Below are 19,481 nucleotides of genomic sequence, written 5' to 3' on the forward strand. Positions count from 1 at the left end.
TCCCCAGGATGTGGACGGGAGAAAGTTGCCACATCTGTGGAGGACAGCCGTAACCCGGTGCCGAAATCGAACAGTGGACGGGACCCCGAGGGACGGGACACTGCCGACCGCGAGGGTCGGCTCTCGGCGGCCGACGGGCGAGCGCAGGTCGGCGGCGGGCGCACAAGGGCGGGTCGGCAGGCGCACGAAGAAGGGCGTTCCCGGAGGTGGTCCGGGGACGCCCTTCTTCGTGCGCCTGCGGGCGCTCAGCCGGCCTTGATGCGGTTGGTGAGCTCGGTGACCTGGTTGTAGATGGAGCGTCGCTCCGCCATCAGATTGCGGATCTTGCGGTCCGCGTGCATCACCGTCGTGTGGTCGCGGCCGCCGAACAGCGCACCGATCTTCGGCAGCGACAGGTCCGTCAGCTCACGGCACAGGTACATCGCGATCTGCCGTGCGGTCACCAGGGCGCGGCCGCGCGAGGTGCCGCACAGGTCCTCGACCGTGAGCCCGAAGTAGTCGGCGGTCGCGCTCATGATGGCCGTCGAGGTGATCTCCGGCGCGGAGTCGTCGCCGCCGGGGATCAGATCCTTCAGGACGACCTCCGTCAGCCCGAGGTCCACCGGCTGCCGGTTGAGCGAGGCGAACGCCGTCACCCGGATCAGCGCGCCCTCCAGCTCGCGGATGTTGCGCGAGATCCGGGAGGCGATGAACTCCAGCACCTCGGGCGGGGCGTTGAGCTGCTCCTGCACCGCCTTCTTGCGCAGGATCGCGATCCGCGTCTCCAGCTCCGGAGGCTGGACGTCGGTGATCAGACCCCACTCGAAACGGTTCCGCAGCCGGTCCTCCAGCGTCACCAGCTGCTTGGGCGGCCGGTCGCTGGAGAGCACGATCTGCTTGTTGGCGTTGTGCAGCGTGTTGAAGGTGTGGAAGAACTCCTCCTGCGTCGACTCCTTGTCCGCGAGGAACTGGATGTCGTCGACGAGCAGGATGTCCATCTCCCGGTACCGCTTGCGGAAGCTGTCGCCCTTGCCGTCGCGGATGGAGTTGATGAACTCGTTGGTGAACTCCTCCGAGCTCACGTACCGCACCCGCGTGCCGGGGTAGAGACTGCGCGCGTAGTGCCCGATCGCGTGCAGCAGGTGGGTCTTGCCGAGTCCGGACTCCCCGTAGATGAACAGGGGGTTGTACGCCTTCGCGGGTGCCTCGGCGACCGCCACCGCCGCCGCGTGCGCGAAGCGGTTGGAGGCGCCGATGACGAACGTGTCGAAGAGGTACTTCGGGTTCAGCCGCGCGGTCGGCTCACCGGGGCCGGCCGCCGGCGCGGGCTGTGCGGCCAGCGGGCCGGGTGCCCCGCTCGTGGGCAGGTTCGGGCCGACGGGGCCACCGCGGTGGACGTGCCCCGAGCCGGACGGGGGCTCGGGAAGCTCGCGGCGGGCGGCGTCGCGCTGGTCGTAGTCACCGCGGTCGTAGCCGCCACGGTCGTAGTTACTGCGGTCGTACTCCGCGCGTGACGATTCGTAGTCGGAACGCTGCTGTTCGTAGGAGGAGCGTTCCGGCGGCTGCGGGCGGTAGTCCGGTGAGGGCGCGCCGCCGTAGCCGTCCTGGGGGCCGTAGGCGTTCTGCGAAGGCGAGGCGTACGGGTCGCGGTCGGGGAAGCCGAGGCGCTGCTGCTGCCAGCCGTACTCGTCCTGACCCGGTCGCGGCCAGGAGCTGGGCTCCGGGCGCTGGTACTCCGAGGGGTAGGCGGGGCGGGCGGTGGGCAGCTGGTCACCGGGCGGCCCGGGGTCCTGGTCGGCGCGGCGCCGGCCGTAGCCCTCGTACTGCTCGTGCCCTTGACGGTCCGGCCGGTCCTGCCGGGCGGAAGGGAGCTCGGGCTCCTCGTAGCGCGGCTGGGGGCGGGCGACCGGCGGAGCCGGGGGCTCTCCCGCGGAGTCGTCGACGGTGATGGCGATGCGGATGGGACGCCCGCACTCGCGGCTCAGGCTTTCGCTGACGATCGGCGCGAGGCGACCCTCGAGCACGCCCTTGGCGAACTCGTTCGGCACGGCGAGCAGCGCGGTGTCGGCGACCAGCGCCAGCGGCTGGCAGCGCCGGATCCAGTGCTCGTCCTTCCCCTCGACTCCCTGGCTCCGGCCCTCACCGAGCAGTTCTTCCAGTACGCGTGGCCACACTGCGGCAAGATCGGCAGGTACGTCAGCCACAGGGCACGCTCTCTCACAGGTCCCTCGAACGTGTGATTCGGGGACGGGTCGGGGGTGGTAAAGGGGGTGGTCGAGGGACAAAGGAACGAATCGGAGTTCCGTCACGGTAGTCAGGGCGGACGGTACGGTTCAAGTCGTTGTCCCCAGCCTGTGGACAAGTGTCCCCCCGCGGCCGCTGGTTTGACCGAAGGAGGCAGCCGCGCGTACCGTGACGAGGTCGAGTTGTCGATGGCTGCTGCCGCCTGCCTCCGATGGGCACAGATCACGCAAGTTGATCGGTCAGCGGTGCACTCGGGCGTAACGCGAGCTACTCGTGGGCGCACGGTGACAGCCAGGACGGCACCCCGCAATCAACGACATCTTTCTGGAGCCCCCGAGTGAGCAAGCGCACCTTCCAGCCGAACAACCGTCGTCGCGCGAAGACCCACGGCTTCCGGCTGCGTATGCGCACCCGTGCCGGCCGCGCGATTCTCGCGTCCCGCCGTGGCAAGGGTCGCGCCCGCCTGTCCGCCTGATCCCGATCAGGTCATGACGTCGTGCTGCCCACCGACAACCGGCTGAGGCGGCGCGAGGACTTCGCGACCGCGGTACGACGAGGACGCCGGGCCGGACGCAGGCACCTCGTCGTACACCTTCGCAGCGGTGCTACGGACCCGCACGTGCCGGGGGAGAGCGCTCCCCCGGCACGTGCGGGTTTCGTCGTGAGCAAGGCTGTGGGGGGAGCGGTCGTGCGGAACAAGGTGAAGCGCAGACTTCGCCACCTGATGCGCGACCGAATGGCCCTGCTGCCCCCCGGTAGCCTGGTAGTCGTACGCGCGCTGCCCGAAGCGGGTGACGCCGACCATGCACAACTGGCCCAAGACCTGGATGCCGCTCTGCAGCGGCTGCTGGGAGGGGGCACGCGATGAAGTACCCGCTGCTGGTTCTGATCAAGCTCTATCAGTGGACGATCAGTCCGCTGCTCGGGCCTGTATGCAAGTACTACCCGTCGTGTTCCCACTACGGCTACACGGCCATCGACCGGCACGGTGCCATCAAGGGCACAGCACTCACGGCCTGGCGCATCCTGCGGTGCAATCCGTGGTCGCTGGGCGGTGTGGACCATGTCCCGCCGCGCAAGCGCCCGCGGTGGCACGAAATGCTGCGTGACGCCTGGCGTGCACGCAAGGGCGGGCCTGCCTCCGCCGAACCGGCCACCGAAGGACAGACTTCTTCCGTAAGTCCGACAAGCCCTTCGAGCCCGGCCGCAGAGACCTCGCCCCATGCCCAAGGAGCATGATTAGTGGACACGATTGCCAGCCTCTTCAGCTTCATCACGACACCTGTCTCCTGGGTCATCGTCCAGTTCCACTCCGTGTACGGGGCCATCTTCGGCCCCGACACCGGGTGGGCCTGGGGCCTGTCCATCGTGTCTCTGGTGATCCTGATCCGTATCTGCCTGATCCCGCTCTTCGTGAAGCAGATCAAGGCGACGCGCGCGATGCAGACGCTCCAGCCGGAGATGAAGAAGATCCAGGAGCGCTACAAGAACGACAAGCAGCGTCAGTCCGAAGAGATGATGAAGCTGTACAAGGACGCGGGCACCAACCCGCTCTCCTCGTGCCTTCCCATCCTGGCGCAGTCCCCGTTCTTCTTCGCTCTGTACCACGTGCTCAACAGCATCGCGTCCAACGACACCGTCGGCGTGATCAACGAGCGTCTGCTGGAGAGTGCGCAGAAGGCGCACATCTTCGGTGCCCCGCTCGCGGCGAAGTTCACGGACAATGCGGACAAGGTCGAGGCCCTCAACGCCTCCCTGACCGATGTACGCGTCGTCACGGCGCTCATGATCGTGCTGATGTCGCTGTCGCAGTTCTACACGCAGCGCCAGCTGATGACGAAGAACGTCGACACCACGGTGAAGACGCCGTTCATGCAGCAGCAGAAGATGCTGATGTACGTCTTCCCCGTCATCTTCGCCGTCTTCGGTATCAACTTCCCGGTCGGTGTCCTCGTCTACTGGCTGACCACCAACGTGTGGACCATGGGCCAGCAGATGTACGTCATCCACAACAACCCGACGCCGGGTTCCAAGGCGCAGGCCGCGTACCTGGAGCGCCTTGTCAAGCACGTCACCCACCACGGCAAGACCCGTAACCGCCGTGATCGTGCCGTCGTCAAGGCCATCGTCGCCAAGGGCCGGGACCGTAACGAGTACGAGCGCAAGTTCGTCAACGGTCTGAACAAGGCGGGCCTCGCGGCTCAGGCCGACGGTGCCGTGATCAAGAGCGACGCCACGGCCGCCGCGCAGGCTGAGGACGGCTCTCCGGCCACGACCCAGACCGCGAAGCGTCAGCAGCCCAAGCGGCAGAGCAAGTCCCAGCGTCAGGGCGGTGCAGCGAAGGCGGCTGGTGAGCCCACCTCGCTGACCAAGACCGAAACGCCCCAGGACGACGTCAAGCCCGCCGCCGCTGCCCAGAAGGGCAACGCGAAGTCCGGCGGAAGCACCCGCAGCAGGGCCCAGTCCGGACAGCGCAAGGGTCCGCAGCGGCCCAAGTCCCCGTCCAAGAAGTAAGAAGGAGTCCATCCCGTGACGGAAGGCACCACCTCCACCGCTGCCGAGGGCGCAGACACCCTGACCCGCCTGGAGCAGGAAGGCGAGATCGCAGCGGACTACCTGGAGGGTCTGCTCGACATCGCCGACCTCGACGGTGACATCGACATGGACGTCGAGGCCGACCGTGCCTCTGTCTCGATCATCAGCGACTCGGCCGGCCGTGACTTGCAGAAGCTGGTCGGTCGGGACGGTGAGGTGCTGGAGGCGCTCCAGGAGCTCACGCGTCTGGCCGTGCACCGGGAGACCGGGGACCGCAGTCGGCTCATGCTCGACATCGCGGAGTACCGCGCCAAGAAGCGGGCCGAGTTGTCCGAGCTGGGCGCGAAGGCCGCCGCAGAGGCCAAGAGCAGCGGTGAGCCCGTGAAGCTCGACCCGATGACGCCGTTCGAGCGCAAGGTCGTGCACGACGCGGTCAAGGCCGCCGGCTTGAACAGTGAGTCCGAGGGCGAGGAGCCGCAGCGCTTCGTCGTCGTGCTTCCCGCCTGAACGGTTCCACGTTCCACCGGCCCCGTCTGTTGCGCAGGCGGGGCCGAATTTTGTCAGCCTGATAGTTCTGTGGTGCCGGCTCCCGAGGCCGGCACGCTACGGAAGGACGGTCCCCCGTGACGGAGGCAGCGGAGCTTCCCCCCGCGCCCGAGCAGGCCCGCGAGGTGTTCGGCGATCGTTTCGCGGACGCGGTGCGTTACGCTGAGCTGCTTGCTGAGGCGGGAGTTCAGCGTGGTCTGATCGGCCCGCGGGAGGTGCCGCGCCTGTGGGAGCGGCACCTGCTGAACTGCGCGGTGCTCTCGGAGGTCGTGCCCGAAGGTGTCACGGTGTGCGATGTCGGTTCGGGTGCCGGTCTGCCGGGCATCCCCTTGGCGCTGGTCCGCGAGGACCTCAAGATCACACTGCTGGAGCCACTGCTGCGGCGTACCACTTTCTTGACCGAAGTCGTGGAGCTGCTGGGGCTGGACCATGTGACGGTCGTGCGCGGCCGGGCCGAGGAGGTCATGGGCACGATGTCTCCGGTGCACGTGGTGACCGCACGAGCCGTGGCGCCGCTCGACCGTCTCGCCACCTGGGGCATCCCCCTCCTTCGGCCGTACGGAGAGATGCTCGCGCTCAAGGGTGACACTGCCGAGGAGGAGCTGAAGAACGCGACCTCGGCGCTGAACAAGCTCGGCGCCGTGGCGACCTCGGTCGTGCATGTGGGTGAGGGGGTGGTGGATCCGATGTCCACGGTGGTGCGGGTCGAGGTGGGGGAAAGCCCCGGCGGTGTGCGTTTCGCGGCGAAGCGCGCGAAGGCTGCTCGCGCCGGGCGTGCGCGGCGCCGGCGCGGATAGGGGCGTAGGGGCGCGGTCTGCCGGGCAGCAGGACATCTGACGGGCAGGCTTGCGTCCTGAAGGGGCAGATGTACTCCACACAAGCTGCCGAACCTTCGTAGGCCGGAGTGTCGCGGCAGCGCGGCCCCGGCTGCTGTGCATCGTGTTTCACGTGAAACGTCGCTCCCTGCTGCACGGCATCATCAGTCGCGGTCGCGCCGCGGCCGAACCCCGCGATCGTAAGCCTCTCGGTTCACGCAGAGAGGGTCCTGTTCCCCGCGAGGCTTCGCCCCCCTCAGGGGGTACGGAGTTGTCCACAGAAGTGGATTTCTCCACAGAACGCCAGGCCTCACTGGTTCACGACCCCGAAGACATGGGAGGCTCTGTTCATTGCGAGCCTGAAGTCGAGGAGAGTGAATCCACCTTGCGGTCCGACGCCAACATCGCGGGACCGATGACCGACCCGGTCCCCGGTCCCCGTGCCGAATCGATGGGGGCAGATGTTTCACGTGAAACACCGCCCCCTATGGACGACACTCCCATCGGTCGCTCTGCCCAGCTGGCGGTGGATGTACTGGGCCGCGCAGGCGAGGGCCTGCCACGGCCCGAGCAGACACGCCTCATGGTGGTCGCCAACCAGAAGGGTGGCGTGGGCAAGACGACGACGACCGTCAACCTCGCCGCGTCGCTTGCGCTCCATGGCGCTCGGGTCTTGGTGATCGACCTCGACCCTCAGGGCAACGCCTCTACAGCCCTGGGGATCGACCACCACGCCGAAGTTCCTTCCATCTATGACGTGTTGGTCGAGAGCAGACCACTGGCGGAGGTTGTCCAGCCGGTTCCCGACGTGGAGGGTCTCTTTTGCGCACCCGCCACGATCGATCTCGCCGGCGCGGAGATCGAGCTGGTGTCACTGGTGGCGCGGGAGAGCCGGTTGCAGCGTGCCATCCAGGCGTACGAGCAACCGCTGGACTACATCCTCATCGACTGCCCTCCGTCCCTCGGCCTGCTGACGGTCAACGCGATGGTGGCGGGGCAGGAGGTCCTGATCCCGATCCAGTGCGAGTACTACGCCCTGGAGGGCTTGGGGCAGCTGCTCCGCAATGTCGATCTGGTGCGGGGCCACCTCAACCCCTCCCTGCACGTATCGACGATCCTGCTCACCATGTACGACGGCCGGACGCGCCTCGCGTCCCAGGTTGCGGACGAGGTGCGTAGTCACTTCGGTGACGAGGTACTGCGGACAAGTATTCCTCGCTCTGTGCGTATCTCGGAGGCGCCGAGTTATGGGCAGACGGTGCTGACCTACGATCCTGGATCGAGCGGTGCCCTCTCCTACCTCGAGGCGGCACGCGAGATCGCGCTGAGGGGCGTGGGTGTCAGCTATGACGCGTCGAGCGCACACAACGGTGCACAGCAGAACGATCCGAGCATGGTGGAGGGCGTCCAGTGAGTGAGCGACGGAGAGGGCTGGGCCGTGGTCTTGGCGCACTTATCCCTGCTGCCCCGACAGAGAAGGCGGTCGCCCCGGCTGTGACGGGAGGCGTAGCTTCCTCCTCTCCCTCTGCGCCGCAGGTGCTGCCGAACGAGCGCGGGGTGGCTGTGGCCAAACTGGCCGCACTTCCTTCTGTTCCACGTGAAACAGAGGAGCCGTCGACGCGTGGTGCGGCGGAGATGCCCATGCCTCCTCTGGGGGCACACTTCGCGGAGATTCCTCTCGATTCCATCAAGCCGAACCCGCGTCAGCCGCGCGGGGTCTTCGATGAGGATGCGCTGGCAGAACTTGTCACCTCCATCAAGGAGGTCGGTCTCCTCCAGCCCGTCGTCGTACGGCAGGTCGGGCCCGCGCACTACGAGCTCATCATGGGTGAGCGCCGCTGGCGGGCGTGCCGTATCGCGGGGCTCGAAGCCATCCCGGCGATCGTGCGGGCCACGGAGGACGAGAAGCTCCTCCTGGACGCCCTTCTGGAGAATCTGCACCGGGCCCAGCTGAATCCGCTGGAAGAGGCAGCCGCCTACGACCAGCTGCTGAAGGACTTCAACTGCACGCATGATCAGCTGGCGGACCGTATCGGCCGTTCCCGCCCGCAGGTTTCCAATACCCTGCGTCTGCTGAAGCTCTCGCCGAGGGTGCAGAGCCGGGTGGCTGCCGGAGTGCTCTCCGCCGGGCACGCGCGGGCCCTGCTCTCCGTGGAGGACTCCGAGGAGCAGGACCGGCTGGCGCATCGGATCGTGGCCGAAGCGCTCTCGGTGCGGGCCGTCGAGGAGATCGTGACCCTGATGGGGTCCGGGCCGCAGAAGTCGCCGCGATCCAAGGGGCCGAGGGCGGGTGCCCTGGTCTCTCCGGCGCTGTCCGATCTGGCCACTCGTCTTTCGGATCGTTTCGAGACGCGGGTGAAGGTCGACCTGGGGCAGAAGAAGGGAAAGATCACCGTCGAGTTTGCCTCCATGGAGGACCTCGAGCGCATTCTCGGCACCCTCGCTCCTGATGAGGGGCCGGTTCTGCAGAAGAGTCTTGTGGACGACGACTCAGTGGAAGATTCCTGAGCTTCGGCCAGGTCAGCCGAACAGCCGACCGCGGGCGGATCGTGTCCGATATATCCCGGAAACGATCCGCCCTTTGCTTTCTGGCGGTATCGGTGGAATCGCTTCATGGATACGATGCAGTGAGACAGGGTGTGTCCACCGCCAGTACCTGAACCTCTGAGCGCAAGGCAGGGCCATGCGAATGATGAGCCGCACCGGATGGGTGGGAGCAGGGCTGGCGATTTCCGCCTTCGGAGGGTTCATCGGCAGCCTGTTCAAGGAGCGGCACGCTCTGGCAGCCGCCCGCGAGGCAGCAGGCGGAGGAAGCGAGGAACAGGCTTCATGGGGCGTCGGCTCGTACCGCTCACGCTGGACAACCTTCAGGACCTTCCCCGGCGCTGTCGTTCGTGTGTCTTCTGGGAGCTCGACCCCGTCAGTGGTGAGGCAGCAGTAACGGCGGGAACGTCAGCGGTCGAGAAGGAGTCGTGGATCTCGGCTGTGCTGCTGGACTGGGGGTCCTGCGGAAGGGTCGTCTATGTCGATGACGTCCCCGTGGGCTTCGTTCTCTACGCCCCTCCTGCCTATGTGCCGCGTGCCATGGCGTTTCCCACGAGCCCTGTGTCGTCCGATGCCGTGCAACTGATGACCGCGTTTATCGTGCCGGGCTACCAGGGGCAGGGTTTGGGGAGAGTGATGGTGCAGACGGTGGCGAAGGATCTGCTGCGTCGAGGGGTCAAGGCGATCGAGGCCTTCGGCGACGCGCGTTGGAAAGAACCGGCCTGTGTTCTCCCTGCTGACCACCTCTTGGCCGTGGGGTTCAAGACGGTTCGTCAACATCCCGCGTATCCCCGGCTCAGACTGGAGCTGAGGACAACACTGTCGTGGAAGGACGATGTCGAGATGGCGTTGGACCGGTTGCTCGGAGCCGTCCAGAAGGAGCCGGTATTGCGTCCCCTCTGATGCGTCGCCGTTCTGGTGTACGTCATGCGAATGGGCCGACCCGTCCGGGTCGGCCCATTCGTGTTTCACGTGAAACGTGTGCCGCCGACGAGGCGGTCGACGTTCACTCGCTGATGAACTCCTCGAGGTCGCGGACGATCGCGGCCTTCGGCTTGGCACCGACGATGGTCTTGGCGACCTCGCCACCCTGGTAGACATTCAGGGTCGGGATGGACATGACGCCGTACTTGGCGGCTGTACCCGGGTTCTCGTCGATGTTCAGCTTGACGACCTCGATCTTGTCCCCGTACTCCGAGGCAATCGCTTCGAGGGAAGGGGCGATCTGGCGGCAGGGACCGCACCAGGCGGCCCAGAAGTCCACCAGGACGGGCTTGTCGCTCTTGAGGACGTCCTGGTCGAAGGAGTCGTCAGTCACATTCTTCAGGGTGCCGGCCACGGTGGGCTCCTTAACTACTGATCGGTGCGTGGTGAGGGTGGAAGTCAGACAGCGGTCTTCTCGGGCTCGGCCTGCTCTCCGTCCGCGAGAGCGGCAAGGAACCTCTCGGCGTCGAGGGCGGCGGCACAGCCCGTACCGGCCGCGGTGATTGCCTGGCGGTAGGTGTGGTCGACCACATCGCCGGCACCGAACACTCCGGTGAGGTTCGTACGCGTCGAAGGCGCGTCGACCTTCAGGTAGCCCTCTCCGTCCAGCTCCAGCTGGCTCTTGAAGAGCTCCGTGCGAGGGTCGTGCCCGATCGCGATGAACAGGCCGGTCACCGCCAGGTCCGAGAGTTCGCCGGTCTTGACGTTCCGCAGCTTCAGACCCGAGAGCTTCTGGTCGCCCTGGACCTCTGCGACCTCGCTGTCCCAGACGAACGAGATCTTCGGGTCGGCGATGGCACGCTCCTGCATCGCCTTCGAGGCCCTCAGGGTGTCGCGGCGGTGGACGACCGTGACGGACTTGGCGAACCGGGAGAGGAAGGTGGCCTCCTCCATCGCCGTGTCACCGCCGCCGATGACGGCGATGTCCTGGTCCTTGAAGAAGAAGCCGTCACATGTGGCACACCAGGAGACACCGCGGCCGGTGAAGGCATCCTCGTTCGGCAGGCCGAGCTTACGGTGCTGCGATCCAGTGGCGACGATGACGGCCTTCGCCTTGTGGACCGTTCCTGCGGTGTCCGTGACGGTCTTGATCTCTCCGGTCAGGTCGACGGCGACCACGTCGTCGGGAATGAGCTCTGCCCCGAAGCGCTCTGCCTGGGCGCGCATGTTGTCCATGAGCTCGGGGCCCATGATGCCGTCCTGGAAGCCGGGGAAGTTTTCGACATCGGTGGTGTTCATCAGCGCACCACCGGCGGTCACGGCGCCCTCGAACACCAAGGGCTTCAGCGACGCACGAGCGGTGTAGAGGGCTGCCGTGTAGCCGGCCGGCCCCGAACCGATGATGATCACATTACGGACGTCGCTCACGGCTTGTTTCCTCGTCTCTGGGCTGTGTCATCCGACCGGTGGGAGCTTCTGTCGGAACTCTCACCTCACCCAACGGATTTTAAGGGGCGAGCATTCCCGCTGTGCCTGAGCACACCGATGGAACTGACGGACGTGGTTCCCGGGCGGGCGCGGGCAGGCGCATACCGTACGAGATACCGCTCAGGACGGATACGGAGCGTCGACTGTCAGCCGCGGGTGTAGGAGTTCTTCAGCAGAATCTTCGCCGTGGTGGCCGAGGACGGATTGCCGACGCAGGTGGCGTCGACGATGTAGGCGGTCACACGGGTGTCGTCGGAGGGGTTGGGAAGCACCACCAGGAGAGCTTCTCGCCCTTTGTAGATGCCCTGTTCTGTGGCGAGTGCGGCGTCATCGCGGCCGATTCCCTCGCGGACGCATGCCGGGACCGTGGGTTGCTGGAAAACCCTGGGGCTGGCGGCTTCGGGCTCCGATTCCATTTCCAAGGTCTGCGGCATGCGGGAGGACGCGCCCTTCCGCTGGTTCTGCGCGAGGAGATCGGAGACCTGCTTCCCCAGCTCACTTTCGGTGAAGGTGTCCGAGGCCGTCTGCTGAACGACACCCGGGCCCGTCTCGTCGTTCTGGGACGTCAGGAACAGTGTGCCGAGTCCCAGAGTCGCAACGGTGAGCACGGTTCCCAGCACAGCCGCCTTGCGGCGGCCGCGTTGCATACGGTCCTTACGACCTGGACCGGTGGTGGAAGGGCGTGGGCGCCCTGAGGGGCGGCCCGTCGACGTCGATGTTTCACGTGAAACATGCGCACGGTCCTCATCGGACGGGGAAGGGGAGAGGCCGACCAGCTCTGTGGCCTTCTCGGACCCCGGTGCCCTGGCATGCAGGAGTGCTTCCGCGGCGAGCGCGGCATCGATACGGCGTGCCACTTCGGCAGGCGTACGGGGTGGACCCGGCACCGTGCCAAGCAGTCCCCTGATCTCCTCCAGTGACGCATGGACGTCTGCGCAGAGGTCGCACTCGTCCATGTGTCGGCGCACAGCGGCGGTTCGAGCGGGTGACAGGAGTCCCTCGGTGAGGTCGGAGATCTCCGCGACGTCCGGGTGCTCCGTCATGTCTGGTGTCGATGTCACGTTTTCCCACCTCCGCCCTTCACTGCCGCTGGGTCACTCGGGCTTGTAGCCGGCGGATCCGCTCGATGCGGTCCCGCTGCGGGTGGGACGGATGCCCCCTGCGTCCGGTTCCGTTCCCCCTCCCGCTTCCTGCTGTCACCGCTCCCGTCCGGCCGTAGATGGTGCAGAAGGGGAAGGAGTCTGGCTCTGCCTCGGGCGCAGCGGCTCTTCACCGTGCCGGTGGGCACATCGAGGATGCGGGCGGCCTCCGCGACGGGGTAGCCCTGCATGTCCACCAGCACGAGAGCCGCCCGCTGATCGGGTGGGAGAGTTCCCATGGCGGCTATGAGCTGACGGTGCAGATCGTTGCGTTCCGCGGGAGCCGAGGCGGACTCGTGGGGCTCCAACAACTGTTCCAGGCGCTCTGTGTCGTCGACCGGGGAGGTCTTCCGGGATGCAGCCTTGCGCGCACGGTCCAAGCACGCGTTCACCGTGATCCGGTGCAGCCATGTCGTGACGGCCGACTGGCCTCGGAAGGTATGGGCGGCCCGATAGGCGGAGACAAGAGCGTCCTGAACCGCGTCAGCGGCCTCCTCCCGGTCCCCCAACGTCCGGAGGGCCACCGCCCACAGCCGGTCCCGGTGTCGGCGTACCAGCTCGCCGAAGGCTTCGGGATCGCCCTCCACATGGCGGGCGAGGAGGTCCTGATCGCTTGCGTCGTGGTGCGTGGTGCCGTCCGGCATCGGACCCCCTCCCCTCGCTCGGTGAGACGTCAGCCGGTGAACTTCAGGTCGGTGATGGCCTGCTTGTAGCCGGCACCGCTGTAGCCGTCGGCGGGCGCGTTCGGGACGGCCGTGATCCACAGCAGTACGTACTGCGTCTTCACCGGGTCCGACGCCTTCACATTCAGCGATCTGTCACTGGTCGTGGCGGATCCGATCTCCTTCATGCCGTCGATTCCGGTCGAAGGCGTCAGCGAGTCGGTGGCGTAGAGGTGCACCGTCGTGTGGTCACCGGTGTACCGGAGCCCTATCGACGCCGCCGAGACCTCCTTGGCCGAGCCGAGGTCGTAGACGATGCCCACTCCGGGTTTGTAGGGCGCGAGTGCCGGGCCGGCGTTGTACTTCTTGGTCCGCCAGTAGGTCGACTCGTCGTTGTCGTAGGTCTTGGCCACATCACCGGGGGCCTGGGCCGCACCGGTCGCCACGTACTCCTGAGAGCCTTGGATCGTGAGTGGCTCGGCCGGCTTGGGTTTTTGGGGGCTCTTGTCGTTGCCGTCCGTCGTCTGCGTCTTGTTGGTGTCGTCCGCGCTGCCGCCCTGGTCGATGAGGGCGTCCGCGAGCTGCCAGCTGCCCAGACCGAGTGCGGCGATCAGCAGTGCCGACACGGCCCACTTCAGCGCCTTGCCCGTACGGCTCTGCAGCGGGGGCGGCGGGGCCGGCGCCGACTGGGTGACGCCCAGACCGGGTGCCGGACGCCCGTAGGAACCCTGCTGGTACGTCGTGCGCTGGTAGTCCGGCGGGGTGGTGAAGGCAGGCTCCGGTGGACGGATGCGGGGCATCTCGCCGATCGCCTTCACCAGCTCCTCCGGCGTGGTGCACGGGGACTCATGCCGGGAGGCGGTGGCGCCGTCGTTGGCCAGTGCGCGCATGGCGAGTTCGGACAGGCCGCGGTGGACACCGGCCCGCACCTGGTCGGGCGGGATCAGACCGATGTCCTTCGGCAGCCCTGACAGACCGTATGCGTCGATCTCGTACGGCCAGCGCTGGGTGAGTGCCGCGTACAGCAGGGCACCGATGGATTCGGTGTCGGTGCGCTGTGGGGTGTCGGAGCCGATGCCGCGCAGTGCCGCGTTCACGGCGAGACCCCGAATGCGCCACTGGCCTGTCGAGGTACGCAGGACCGCATTGGGGTTCAGGCGCAGATGGGCGAGTCCCTCGCGGTGGGCCGCGGCCATGGCGGAGGAGATCTGACTGGCCATCTGATAGGCGTCGTACACCTCGAGTGGGCCGGCCGCCAGGAGCGCGGTCAACTCCGTGGCGTCGGGGAGCCACTCGTGGACGACGTAGACGATGTCGTTCTCCTCGACGGCGTCCAGGACCTGAACGAAGCGAGGGTCGCCCAGCAGGGCGGAGGAGCGAGCCGAGGCGAGGACGGAGCGGGCACGGGAGTGGTCCGCGGGCAGAATGTGCACACCGACGGCGCGGCGGAGTTTCTCGTCCACGGCACGCCAACTGCTGAACCCGTCCAGACGGGTGACGCACTCTTCGAGACGATAGCGTCTGGCGAGCTTGTGACCGCTGTGCAGTTCGAGCGGCGACGGTGTCCCGGAACCCTCGGTCCCGGTGTTCTCCTGTGCCGCGTCGCTGTCCGTGTCCTGCTCCCGGTTCTTGACCACCCCGTCGGCCGTGGACTGGCCCGCCTGCGCGGTCAGCGGCTGCTCGCCGCTGTTGTCTGCCACGTCGACGGCAGCTGTGCTCCGTTCCGCCACCGTCGTTCCCTGCCTCCCCATTCATTGCGCGTCGGCCGACCGCCCTCGCGCGCCGTTCGACGCCAAAACCAATTGTGCCCACAGTCTGCCGCTATGCACGACACACAAGGGCTGACGATGGTTGTGCGGTTACCCGTGACTCAGCGTCCCAGGCGTCCGCGGACCATACCGACCAACGAGTTGACCTCCACGATGCGCATCCGGCGGGCGGCGACGAAGAAGACGCCGAACAGGACGGCCCCACCGGCCAGCAGCGCGGCGAACGAAGCTCCGGCGCCCTGACCGAGGCTGTGCCCGATGCCGTAGCAGACCGCACCGCTGAGCAGCGCGGCCGGAACCGAGGCGATGCACAGCCGGGCGTACGTCCGCAGCACCCGAGCGCCGTCCAGGTCCCCGCCCAGCCGCTTGCGCAGCCGGCGCCAGGCGACACCGACGCCGGCCGCGTAGGCAAGGCCGTAGGCGGCGGCCATGCCGACCACGGCCCAGCGGGCCGGGAGGACGAAGAAGCAGACGGCCGAGGCGATCGCGTTGACCGCGGCCACGATGACCGTGTTGTAGAAGGGGGTCCGGGTGTCCTCATAGGCGTAGAAGGCACGCAGGACGACGTACTGCACGGAGTAGGGGATCAGACCGAGGCCGAAGGCCATCAGCATGTAACCCATGTTGGTCGCTGCGCCGGTGCCCGAGGAACCGAAGATCAGGGTGCACATCGGGATACCGAGGGAGATGAAGCCGAAAGCGATCGGCACGATCGCGACGGCCGTGGTGCGCAGGCCTTGGGAGATGTCGTCCCGGACGGCACCGCTGTCGTCCTCTGCCGCCGAGCGGGAGATACGGGGCAGCAGGGCGGCCATCAGCGAGACGGTGATGATGGCCTGGGGCAGGCCCCAGATCAGCTGGGCGTTGGCGTAGGCGGCGAAGCCGGTGCCCTGGGCATCGGAGTTCAGGCCGGCCGCTGTGGACAGCTGGGTCACGACCAGCGCGCCCGCCTGGTTGGCGAGCACGAACAGGATGGTCCACTTGGCGAGCTTCGCCGCCTTCCCCAGACCGTGACCCTTCCAGTCGAAGCGCAGACGGATACGGAATCCCGTCTCGCGCAGGTACGGGATCATGGCCAGGGCCTGGACGACGAGGCCGAGCAGGATACCGATGCCGAGGAGACGCTGGCCTTCCGGCGGAATGCTCGTGACGGTCATCTGCGAGTCGGCGGCGGTGCCGTAGACGTAGATGAACGTACCGAGTGTCACGATGATGACGATGTTGTTGAGGACCGGGGTCCACATCATCGCGCCGAACCGGCCGCGCGCGTTGAGGATCTGCCCCATCACCACGTGTACGCCCATGAAGAAGATCGAGGGCAGGAAGTAGCGGGTGAAGGTGACGGCGACCTCGTTGGCCGCGGAGTCGGAGGCGACCGGGTTGGACAGCGCACGCACGAGGAGCGGCGCGGCGAGCCACGCGACGGCGGTGAGTGCGGCCAGGGCCGCCATCACGAGGGTCAGCAGTCGGTTGGCGTACGCGATGCCACCGTCGGCATCGTCCTTCATGGCGCGGACGAGCTGCGGCACGAAGACGGAGTTGAGGCCGCCGCCGACGGTGAGGATGTAGATCATGGTCGGCAACTGGTACGCGACCTGGAACGAGTCACCGAGAAGACCCAGACCGAGCGCTGAGACGATCAAGGCGGAGCGGATGAATCCGGTGAGGCGGGACACCATCGTGCCCGCCGCCATCACGGCACTGGACTTCAGCAGCCCTCCGGCCCGGCCGCCCTTCTTCGCGGGCGGCGCGGCAGCCGGTTCCGGTGCGGGAGACTCGGCGGCAGGCGGTGGTGTGGCTCCCGCGTAGTGACCGGGTGCCGCGGAGGCCGGGCCGGGTACCGGAACCGATTCAGGGGACTGCCGGCCGGCCACCGGCTGGTAGCCGGGACGCCCACCGCCGTGCTGTTGGGTGTAGCCACCGTCCTGCTGCTGATCGCGGAGCAGGTGGGCGAAGGCGTCCGGCTCACGGCGCTTGTCTCCGGCCTGGCCGACCAGGTCGTCCACGCCCACGAACTGTGTCGTGCGCGGATCATCCCCGTACGGGAGGTACTGGGTCGGAGCGTCCGGTTCCGGTGCCGGGGCCTGGGCCCATACCCGAGGGTCGGGCGCGTGGGGCGACTGGGGAGGCTGCCCGTACAGCGGCTGCTGAGGGGCGTACGTGCCCTGTGGGGGCGGGGGGTGCGCCGCGCGGTCGTACAGGGCCTCCGCGACCGGGTCCTGGGCGGCGATGTCCTGCGCGCGGTAGGGATCCTGGTCGTAGGTGTCCTGGAGATACGTATCAGCGGGCGGCTGCGGAGCCTGGTCGTGCCCGGGCGGCGGACCCTCGGGCGGGTCCGACTCGGGATGGCCCGAGTTGCCCGCGGCACGGCCGCGGTCACCGTCGTACGGCGCGTTCATGGTTACCCCACCTCATCGTCCCTGGCCCACCCGGCCACGACATCCTCAACGGTCCACTCTCTCACCCGTGCCGGACGGGTCTGCGCTTTCCGGTGCGGTGTCCGGTACCGGGTCACTCGGCTGCTCCGGGGCGTCCGTTTCCGAACAGTCCTCCGACTTCTTGGTGAGACGTACCGCGGGGGCGCCCGGGTTCTGCGGACCTTCGCTGCCCCCGTCCGGCGCGCGCTTCTCCTCCAGGACCTCGCGGGCCGCGGCACGCTTGCGCTGGGTGTACATCCTGAAGCCGGCAAGGACGAGCAGCAGGACACCGCCGCCGATGACCAGCATCACCGTGGCGGTGATCTCGGTGACCTTGACGTCGAAGGTGACCGGCTCGCCGTACTTCTGGCCGTCCTGCGTGTACAGCTGGGCGATCACCGTCGCCCGGCCGTTGGCGTTGGCGGACGTGGTGAACTTCACCGACTGGCTGTGACCGCCCGAGACGGTGACCGGCTGCTCTCCGTAGGCGGCCCCCTCGATCTCGAGGCGGGTCGGGTTGGTCGAGGTGAGACGCAGCGTCAGGTGCTCGACGCCCTGCACCAGGTTGTTCTGGACGGTCACGGGGATCGTGGCACTGCGGCCGGACAGTTTCGTCTCCGACTTCTCGATCAGCTTCACCTGGTCGAGGAGTCCGTCGAGGTACGCCTCGACCCCACTGCGGTAGGTGGCCGCCTCGGCGACCTGGCCGCGCCATGAGACGGACATCCCCCGGTTCAGGGCCCGGCCGAACGGGGTCACCACCCGGGACGGGTCGGAGAGGATCACCTGGAACTTGTCGAGCTTGTCCTGTGTCCTCGCGATCTGCTCGAACGCCGACTGCGGCAGTTCCTGCTTGCGCAGCGAGGAGGGATACGAGGAGGCCGAGGGAACCTCGGTGGTGGCGGCGGGGTCCGGCTTCGCCTTCGCGGCGGCGGTGAGGTCCTGGGACTCCGACCAGTTTCCGTCCTGGACGGCCTTCAGCACCTCGGCCATCGTCTGGGCCTGGCTCGCGGAGGGAGTGCGCTGCGGAGCCACGACGATGCTGCGCTGCCGACCGGTCTGGAGGCTGAGCGTCAGGCTCTGTGCCAGGAACCGCTGCACCGTGGACGTGGTCGTGGAGGCCTTGGTCATATCGCCCTGGAACAGGGTGGACAACCGGGCGTCCGCGACCACCGCCGTGGTGCCGCCCCCGATGGGGCGTGCGGCCGAAGGCGTGTAGGACAGGTCACCGGTCTCCCGGAAACTGTCGCTGCGGGCGATCACCTTGTCGGCGCCGGCGGATGTGGCGACCTTGACGATGGAGGGGTCCACCGCACCATTGACGGGCCAGGCGAAGTCGGTGGTCGGTTTCACGTGGAGTATCGGCTCGACCGTGTTGACGACGACATCCGTGGCCTCCTTGAGATGACTCAGGGAGCCGGTGACCGACGTGCCGTTGTGGGCGAGGGAGGCAAGATCCGGGTCGCCGAAGGGCAACGCGACGACCTCGTTGTCCGCCACCGCGCTCTGCACCTGGGCGAGCCATCTCTTGGCGACAGCCTGATGACGGCCCGCCGTGGTGGTGTCACCCTCGCTTCGGACTTCGTAGCTCTCGGTCATCGCGTCGACGGATGCCAGCAGGTCCGGATCGACCACCCAGGTGACATCGAGATCCTTGCCCAGTGCCACCATCCGGTCCAGACGGCCGCCCGGGGAGATCTCCTTGGCCAGGACGTCGTCGCGGAGGACCGGGGTCTGCTGTTCGTCGGAACCGGTCTCCGCCGTCGTGTGGACCGTGGAGATCAGCGGCCACAGAAACGTCGTTCTCGTCTTTTTGTCGGCTTCCTCGGGCTGCCACGGCAGGAACGTGTGCCGGACACCGAGGGTCTGCTGCCACGGCTGGGCGGAAGTCTGTCCGGAGAGGGCCACCGCCAGCTGGTAGACGCCGTTCTTTCCGAGGCTGAGCTCGTCCGTCGGCACGGAGATACGGAAGGGCTGTGAGACGCCCGGAGCGAGGCGTTCGAACTCCTGGGAGTACTTGTCGTCGATCTCCGGGCCGACGGCGCCCTGGACGTCGTCACTGTTCCTGGCGACGGTCTCGATCCCGGAGCGGGTGTTCAGCAGGGGACCCACCCGCAGGCCGACGTGGGCGTCGGTGACCGCTTTCCCGCCCTTGTTGGTCACCGTGCCGGACACGGTGACGGTGTCTCCCTCGGTGGGGGTGCTCGGGGTGAGCGAGTTCACGGAGACGGAGACCGAGCCCGCACCGGAGGGAGCCTGCCGGGTGCTCTGCGCGGTGGCGCCCGCCGGAGACGCGGCGGGCAACTGGAGCAGGCCGGCCAGCAGGGGTACTCCGGCGAACAGGGTTCCGGTGCGCCGCAGCCAGCGGCGGGCAGGTGAGGCACTCGTCCCCTGGAAGTCTGCCGCCTCGGCCACGCGC

At 67.5% G+C, this 19,481-nt stretch carries 17 protein-coding genes; 9 read left to right on the plus strand and 8 right to left on the minus strand.

Annotation, left to right across the window (positions count from 1 at the left end):
• Positions 1-245: 245 nt before the first annotated feature.
• The gene (gene dnaA, locus ACTWJ9_RS16480) at positions 246-2,183 is read right to left on the minus strand and encodes a chromosomal replication initiator protein DnaA (RefSeq protein WP_279334985.1); all 1,938 of its coding nucleotides are present in this window, start codon (positions 2,181-2,183) and stop codon (positions 246-248) included.
• A 377-nt stretch (positions 2,184-2,560) separates the two neighbouring features.
• On the opposite strand from dnaA, the gene rpmH reads away from it, so the two are divergent.
• The 9 genes from rpmH to ACTWJ9_RS16525 all read left to right on the plus strand — a co-directional run bounded on the left by rpmH (position 2,561) and on the right by ACTWJ9_RS16525 (position 9,566).
• The gene (rpmH, locus tag ACTWJ9_RS16485; protein ID WP_003949374.1) at positions 2,561-2,698 is read left to right on the plus strand and encodes a 50S ribosomal protein L34; all 138 of its coding nucleotides are present in this window, start codon (positions 2,561-2,563) and stop codon (positions 2,696-2,698) included.
• 21 nt (positions 2,699-2,719) lie between these two features.
• On the plus strand, positions 2,720-3,091 hold the full coding sequence (rnpA, locus tag ACTWJ9_RS16490; protein WP_279334986.1) for a ribonuclease P protein component: 372 nt from the start codon (positions 2,720-2,722) through the stop codon (positions 3,089-3,091).
• A complete protein-coding gene (gene yidD, locus ACTWJ9_RS16495) occupies positions 3,088-3,462 on the plus strand; it encodes a membrane protein insertion efficiency factor YidD (protein ID WP_279334987.1) in 375 nt (124 codons plus the stop codon). The genes rnpA and yidD overlap by 4 nt, the downstream gene beginning before the upstream one ends.
• Positions 3,463-3,465: 3 nt before the next feature.
• Complete coding sequence (gene yidC, locus ACTWJ9_RS16500; RefSeq protein ID WP_279334988.1) at positions 3,466-4,737, plus strand: membrane protein insertase YidC; 1,272 nt, start codon at positions 3,466-3,468, stop codon at positions 4,735-4,737.
• A 15-nt stretch (positions 4,738-4,752) separates the two neighbouring features.
• On the plus strand, positions 4,753-5,265 hold the full coding sequence (locus ACTWJ9_RS16505) for a Jag family protein (protein ID WP_279334989.1): 513 nt from the start codon (positions 4,753-4,755) through the stop codon (positions 5,263-5,265).
• 116 nt (positions 5,266-5,381) lie between these two features.
• On the plus strand, positions 5,382-6,101 hold the full coding sequence (gene rsmG, locus ACTWJ9_RS16510) for a 16S rRNA (guanine(527)-N(7))-methyltransferase RsmG (protein ID WP_279334990.1): 720 nt from the start codon (positions 5,382-5,384) through the stop codon (positions 6,099-6,101).
• Between the two features lie 352 nt (positions 6,102-6,453).
• The gene (locus ACTWJ9_RS16515) at positions 6,454-7,533 is read left to right on the plus strand and encodes a ParA family protein (protein ID WP_279337988.1); all 1,080 of its coding nucleotides are present in this window, start codon (positions 6,454-6,456) and stop codon (positions 7,531-7,533) included.
• On the plus strand, positions 7,530-8,627 hold the full coding sequence (locus tag ACTWJ9_RS16520; protein WP_279334991.1) for a ParB/RepB/Spo0J family partition protein: 1,098 nt from the start codon (positions 7,530-7,532) through the stop codon (positions 8,625-8,627). The genes ACTWJ9_RS16515 and ACTWJ9_RS16520 overlap by 4 nt, the downstream gene beginning before the upstream one ends.
• Before the next feature lie 321 nt (positions 8,628-8,948).
• On the plus strand, positions 8,949-9,566 hold the full coding sequence (locus tag ACTWJ9_RS16525; RefSeq protein WP_279334992.1) for a GNAT family N-acetyltransferase: 618 nt from the start codon (positions 8,949-8,951) through the stop codon (positions 9,564-9,566).
• A gap of 103 nt (positions 9,567-9,669) precedes the next feature.
• Here ACTWJ9_RS16525 and trxA read toward each other — a convergent pair whose 3' ends face one another.
• The 7 genes from trxA to ACTWJ9_RS16560 all read right to left on the minus strand — a co-directional run bounded on the left by trxA (position 9,670) and on the right by ACTWJ9_RS16560 (position 19,477).
• Positions 9,670-10,002, minus strand: coding sequence for a thioredoxin (gene trxA / locus ACTWJ9_RS16530; RefSeq protein ID WP_202275015.1), 333 nt, complete (start codon positions 10,000-10,002; stop codon positions 9,670-9,672).
• Between the two features lie 44 nt (positions 10,003-10,046).
• Positions 10,047-11,015, minus strand: coding sequence for a thioredoxin-disulfide reductase (gene trxB, locus ACTWJ9_RS16535; RefSeq protein ID WP_279334993.1), 969 nt, complete (start codon positions 11,013-11,015; stop codon positions 10,047-10,049).
• Between the two features lie 206 nt (positions 11,016-11,221).
• Positions 11,222-12,136, minus strand: coding sequence for an anti-sigma factor family protein (locus ACTWJ9_RS16540; RefSeq protein WP_279334994.1), 915 nt, complete (start codon positions 12,134-12,136; stop codon positions 11,222-11,224).
• Positions 12,133-12,858 (minus strand): RNA polymerase sigma factor SigM, encoded by a 726-nt coding sequence (gene sigM / locus ACTWJ9_RS16545; protein WP_279334995.1) that lies wholly within the window; start codon positions 12,856-12,858, stop codon positions 12,133-12,135. The genes ACTWJ9_RS16540 and sigM overlap by 4 nt, the downstream gene beginning before the upstream one ends.
• Before the next feature lie 29 nt (positions 12,859-12,887).
• On the minus strand, positions 12,888-14,606 hold the full coding sequence (locus ACTWJ9_RS16550; protein WP_279334996.1) for a protein kinase family protein: 1,719 nt from the start codon (positions 14,604-14,606) through the stop codon (positions 12,888-12,890).
• A 140-nt stretch (positions 14,607-14,746) separates the two neighbouring features.
• Entirely contained in the window at positions 14,747-17,044 is a 2,298-nt protein-coding gene (gene murJ / locus ACTWJ9_RS16555; protein ID WP_443294370.1) for a murein biosynthesis integral membrane protein MurJ, read from the minus strand.
• 45 nt (positions 17,045-17,089) lie between these two features.
• Positions 17,090-19,477, minus strand: a complete 2,388-nt coding sequence (locus ACTWJ9_RS16560; RefSeq protein ID WP_443294371.1) for a DUF6049 family protein — start codon at positions 19,475-19,477, stop codon at positions 17,090-17,092.
• Positions 19,478-19,481 lie beyond the last annotated feature (4 nt).

Source organism: Streptomyces sp. GDS52 (genome assembly GCF_052246875.1).
Lineage (GTDB): Bacteria > Actinomycetota > Actinomycetes > Streptomycetales > Streptomycetaceae > Streptomyces > Streptomyces cathayae.

Excerpts from the sequence above, each read along its gene's own strand:
- yidD (WP_279334987.1), top strand. The coding sequence starts at position 3,088 with ATGAAGTACCCGCTGCTGGTTCTGATCAAGCTCTATCAGTGGACGATC.
- ACTWJ9_RS16515 (WP_279337988.1), top strand. The coding sequence starts at position 6,454 with ATGGGAGGCTCTGTTCATTGCGAGCCTGAAGTCGAGGAGAGTGAATCC.
- ACTWJ9_RS16525 (WP_279334992.1), top strand. The coding sequence starts at position 8,949 with ATGGGGCGTCGGCTCGTACCGCTCACGCTGGACAACCTTCAGGACCTT.
- sigM (WP_279334995.1), bottom strand. The coding sequence starts at position 12,858 with ATGCCGGACGGCACCACGCACCACGACGCAAGCGATCAGGACCTCCTC.
- murJ (WP_443294370.1), bottom strand. The coding sequence starts at position 17,044 with ATGAACGCGCCGTACGACGGTGACCGCGGCCGTGCCGCGGGCAACTCG.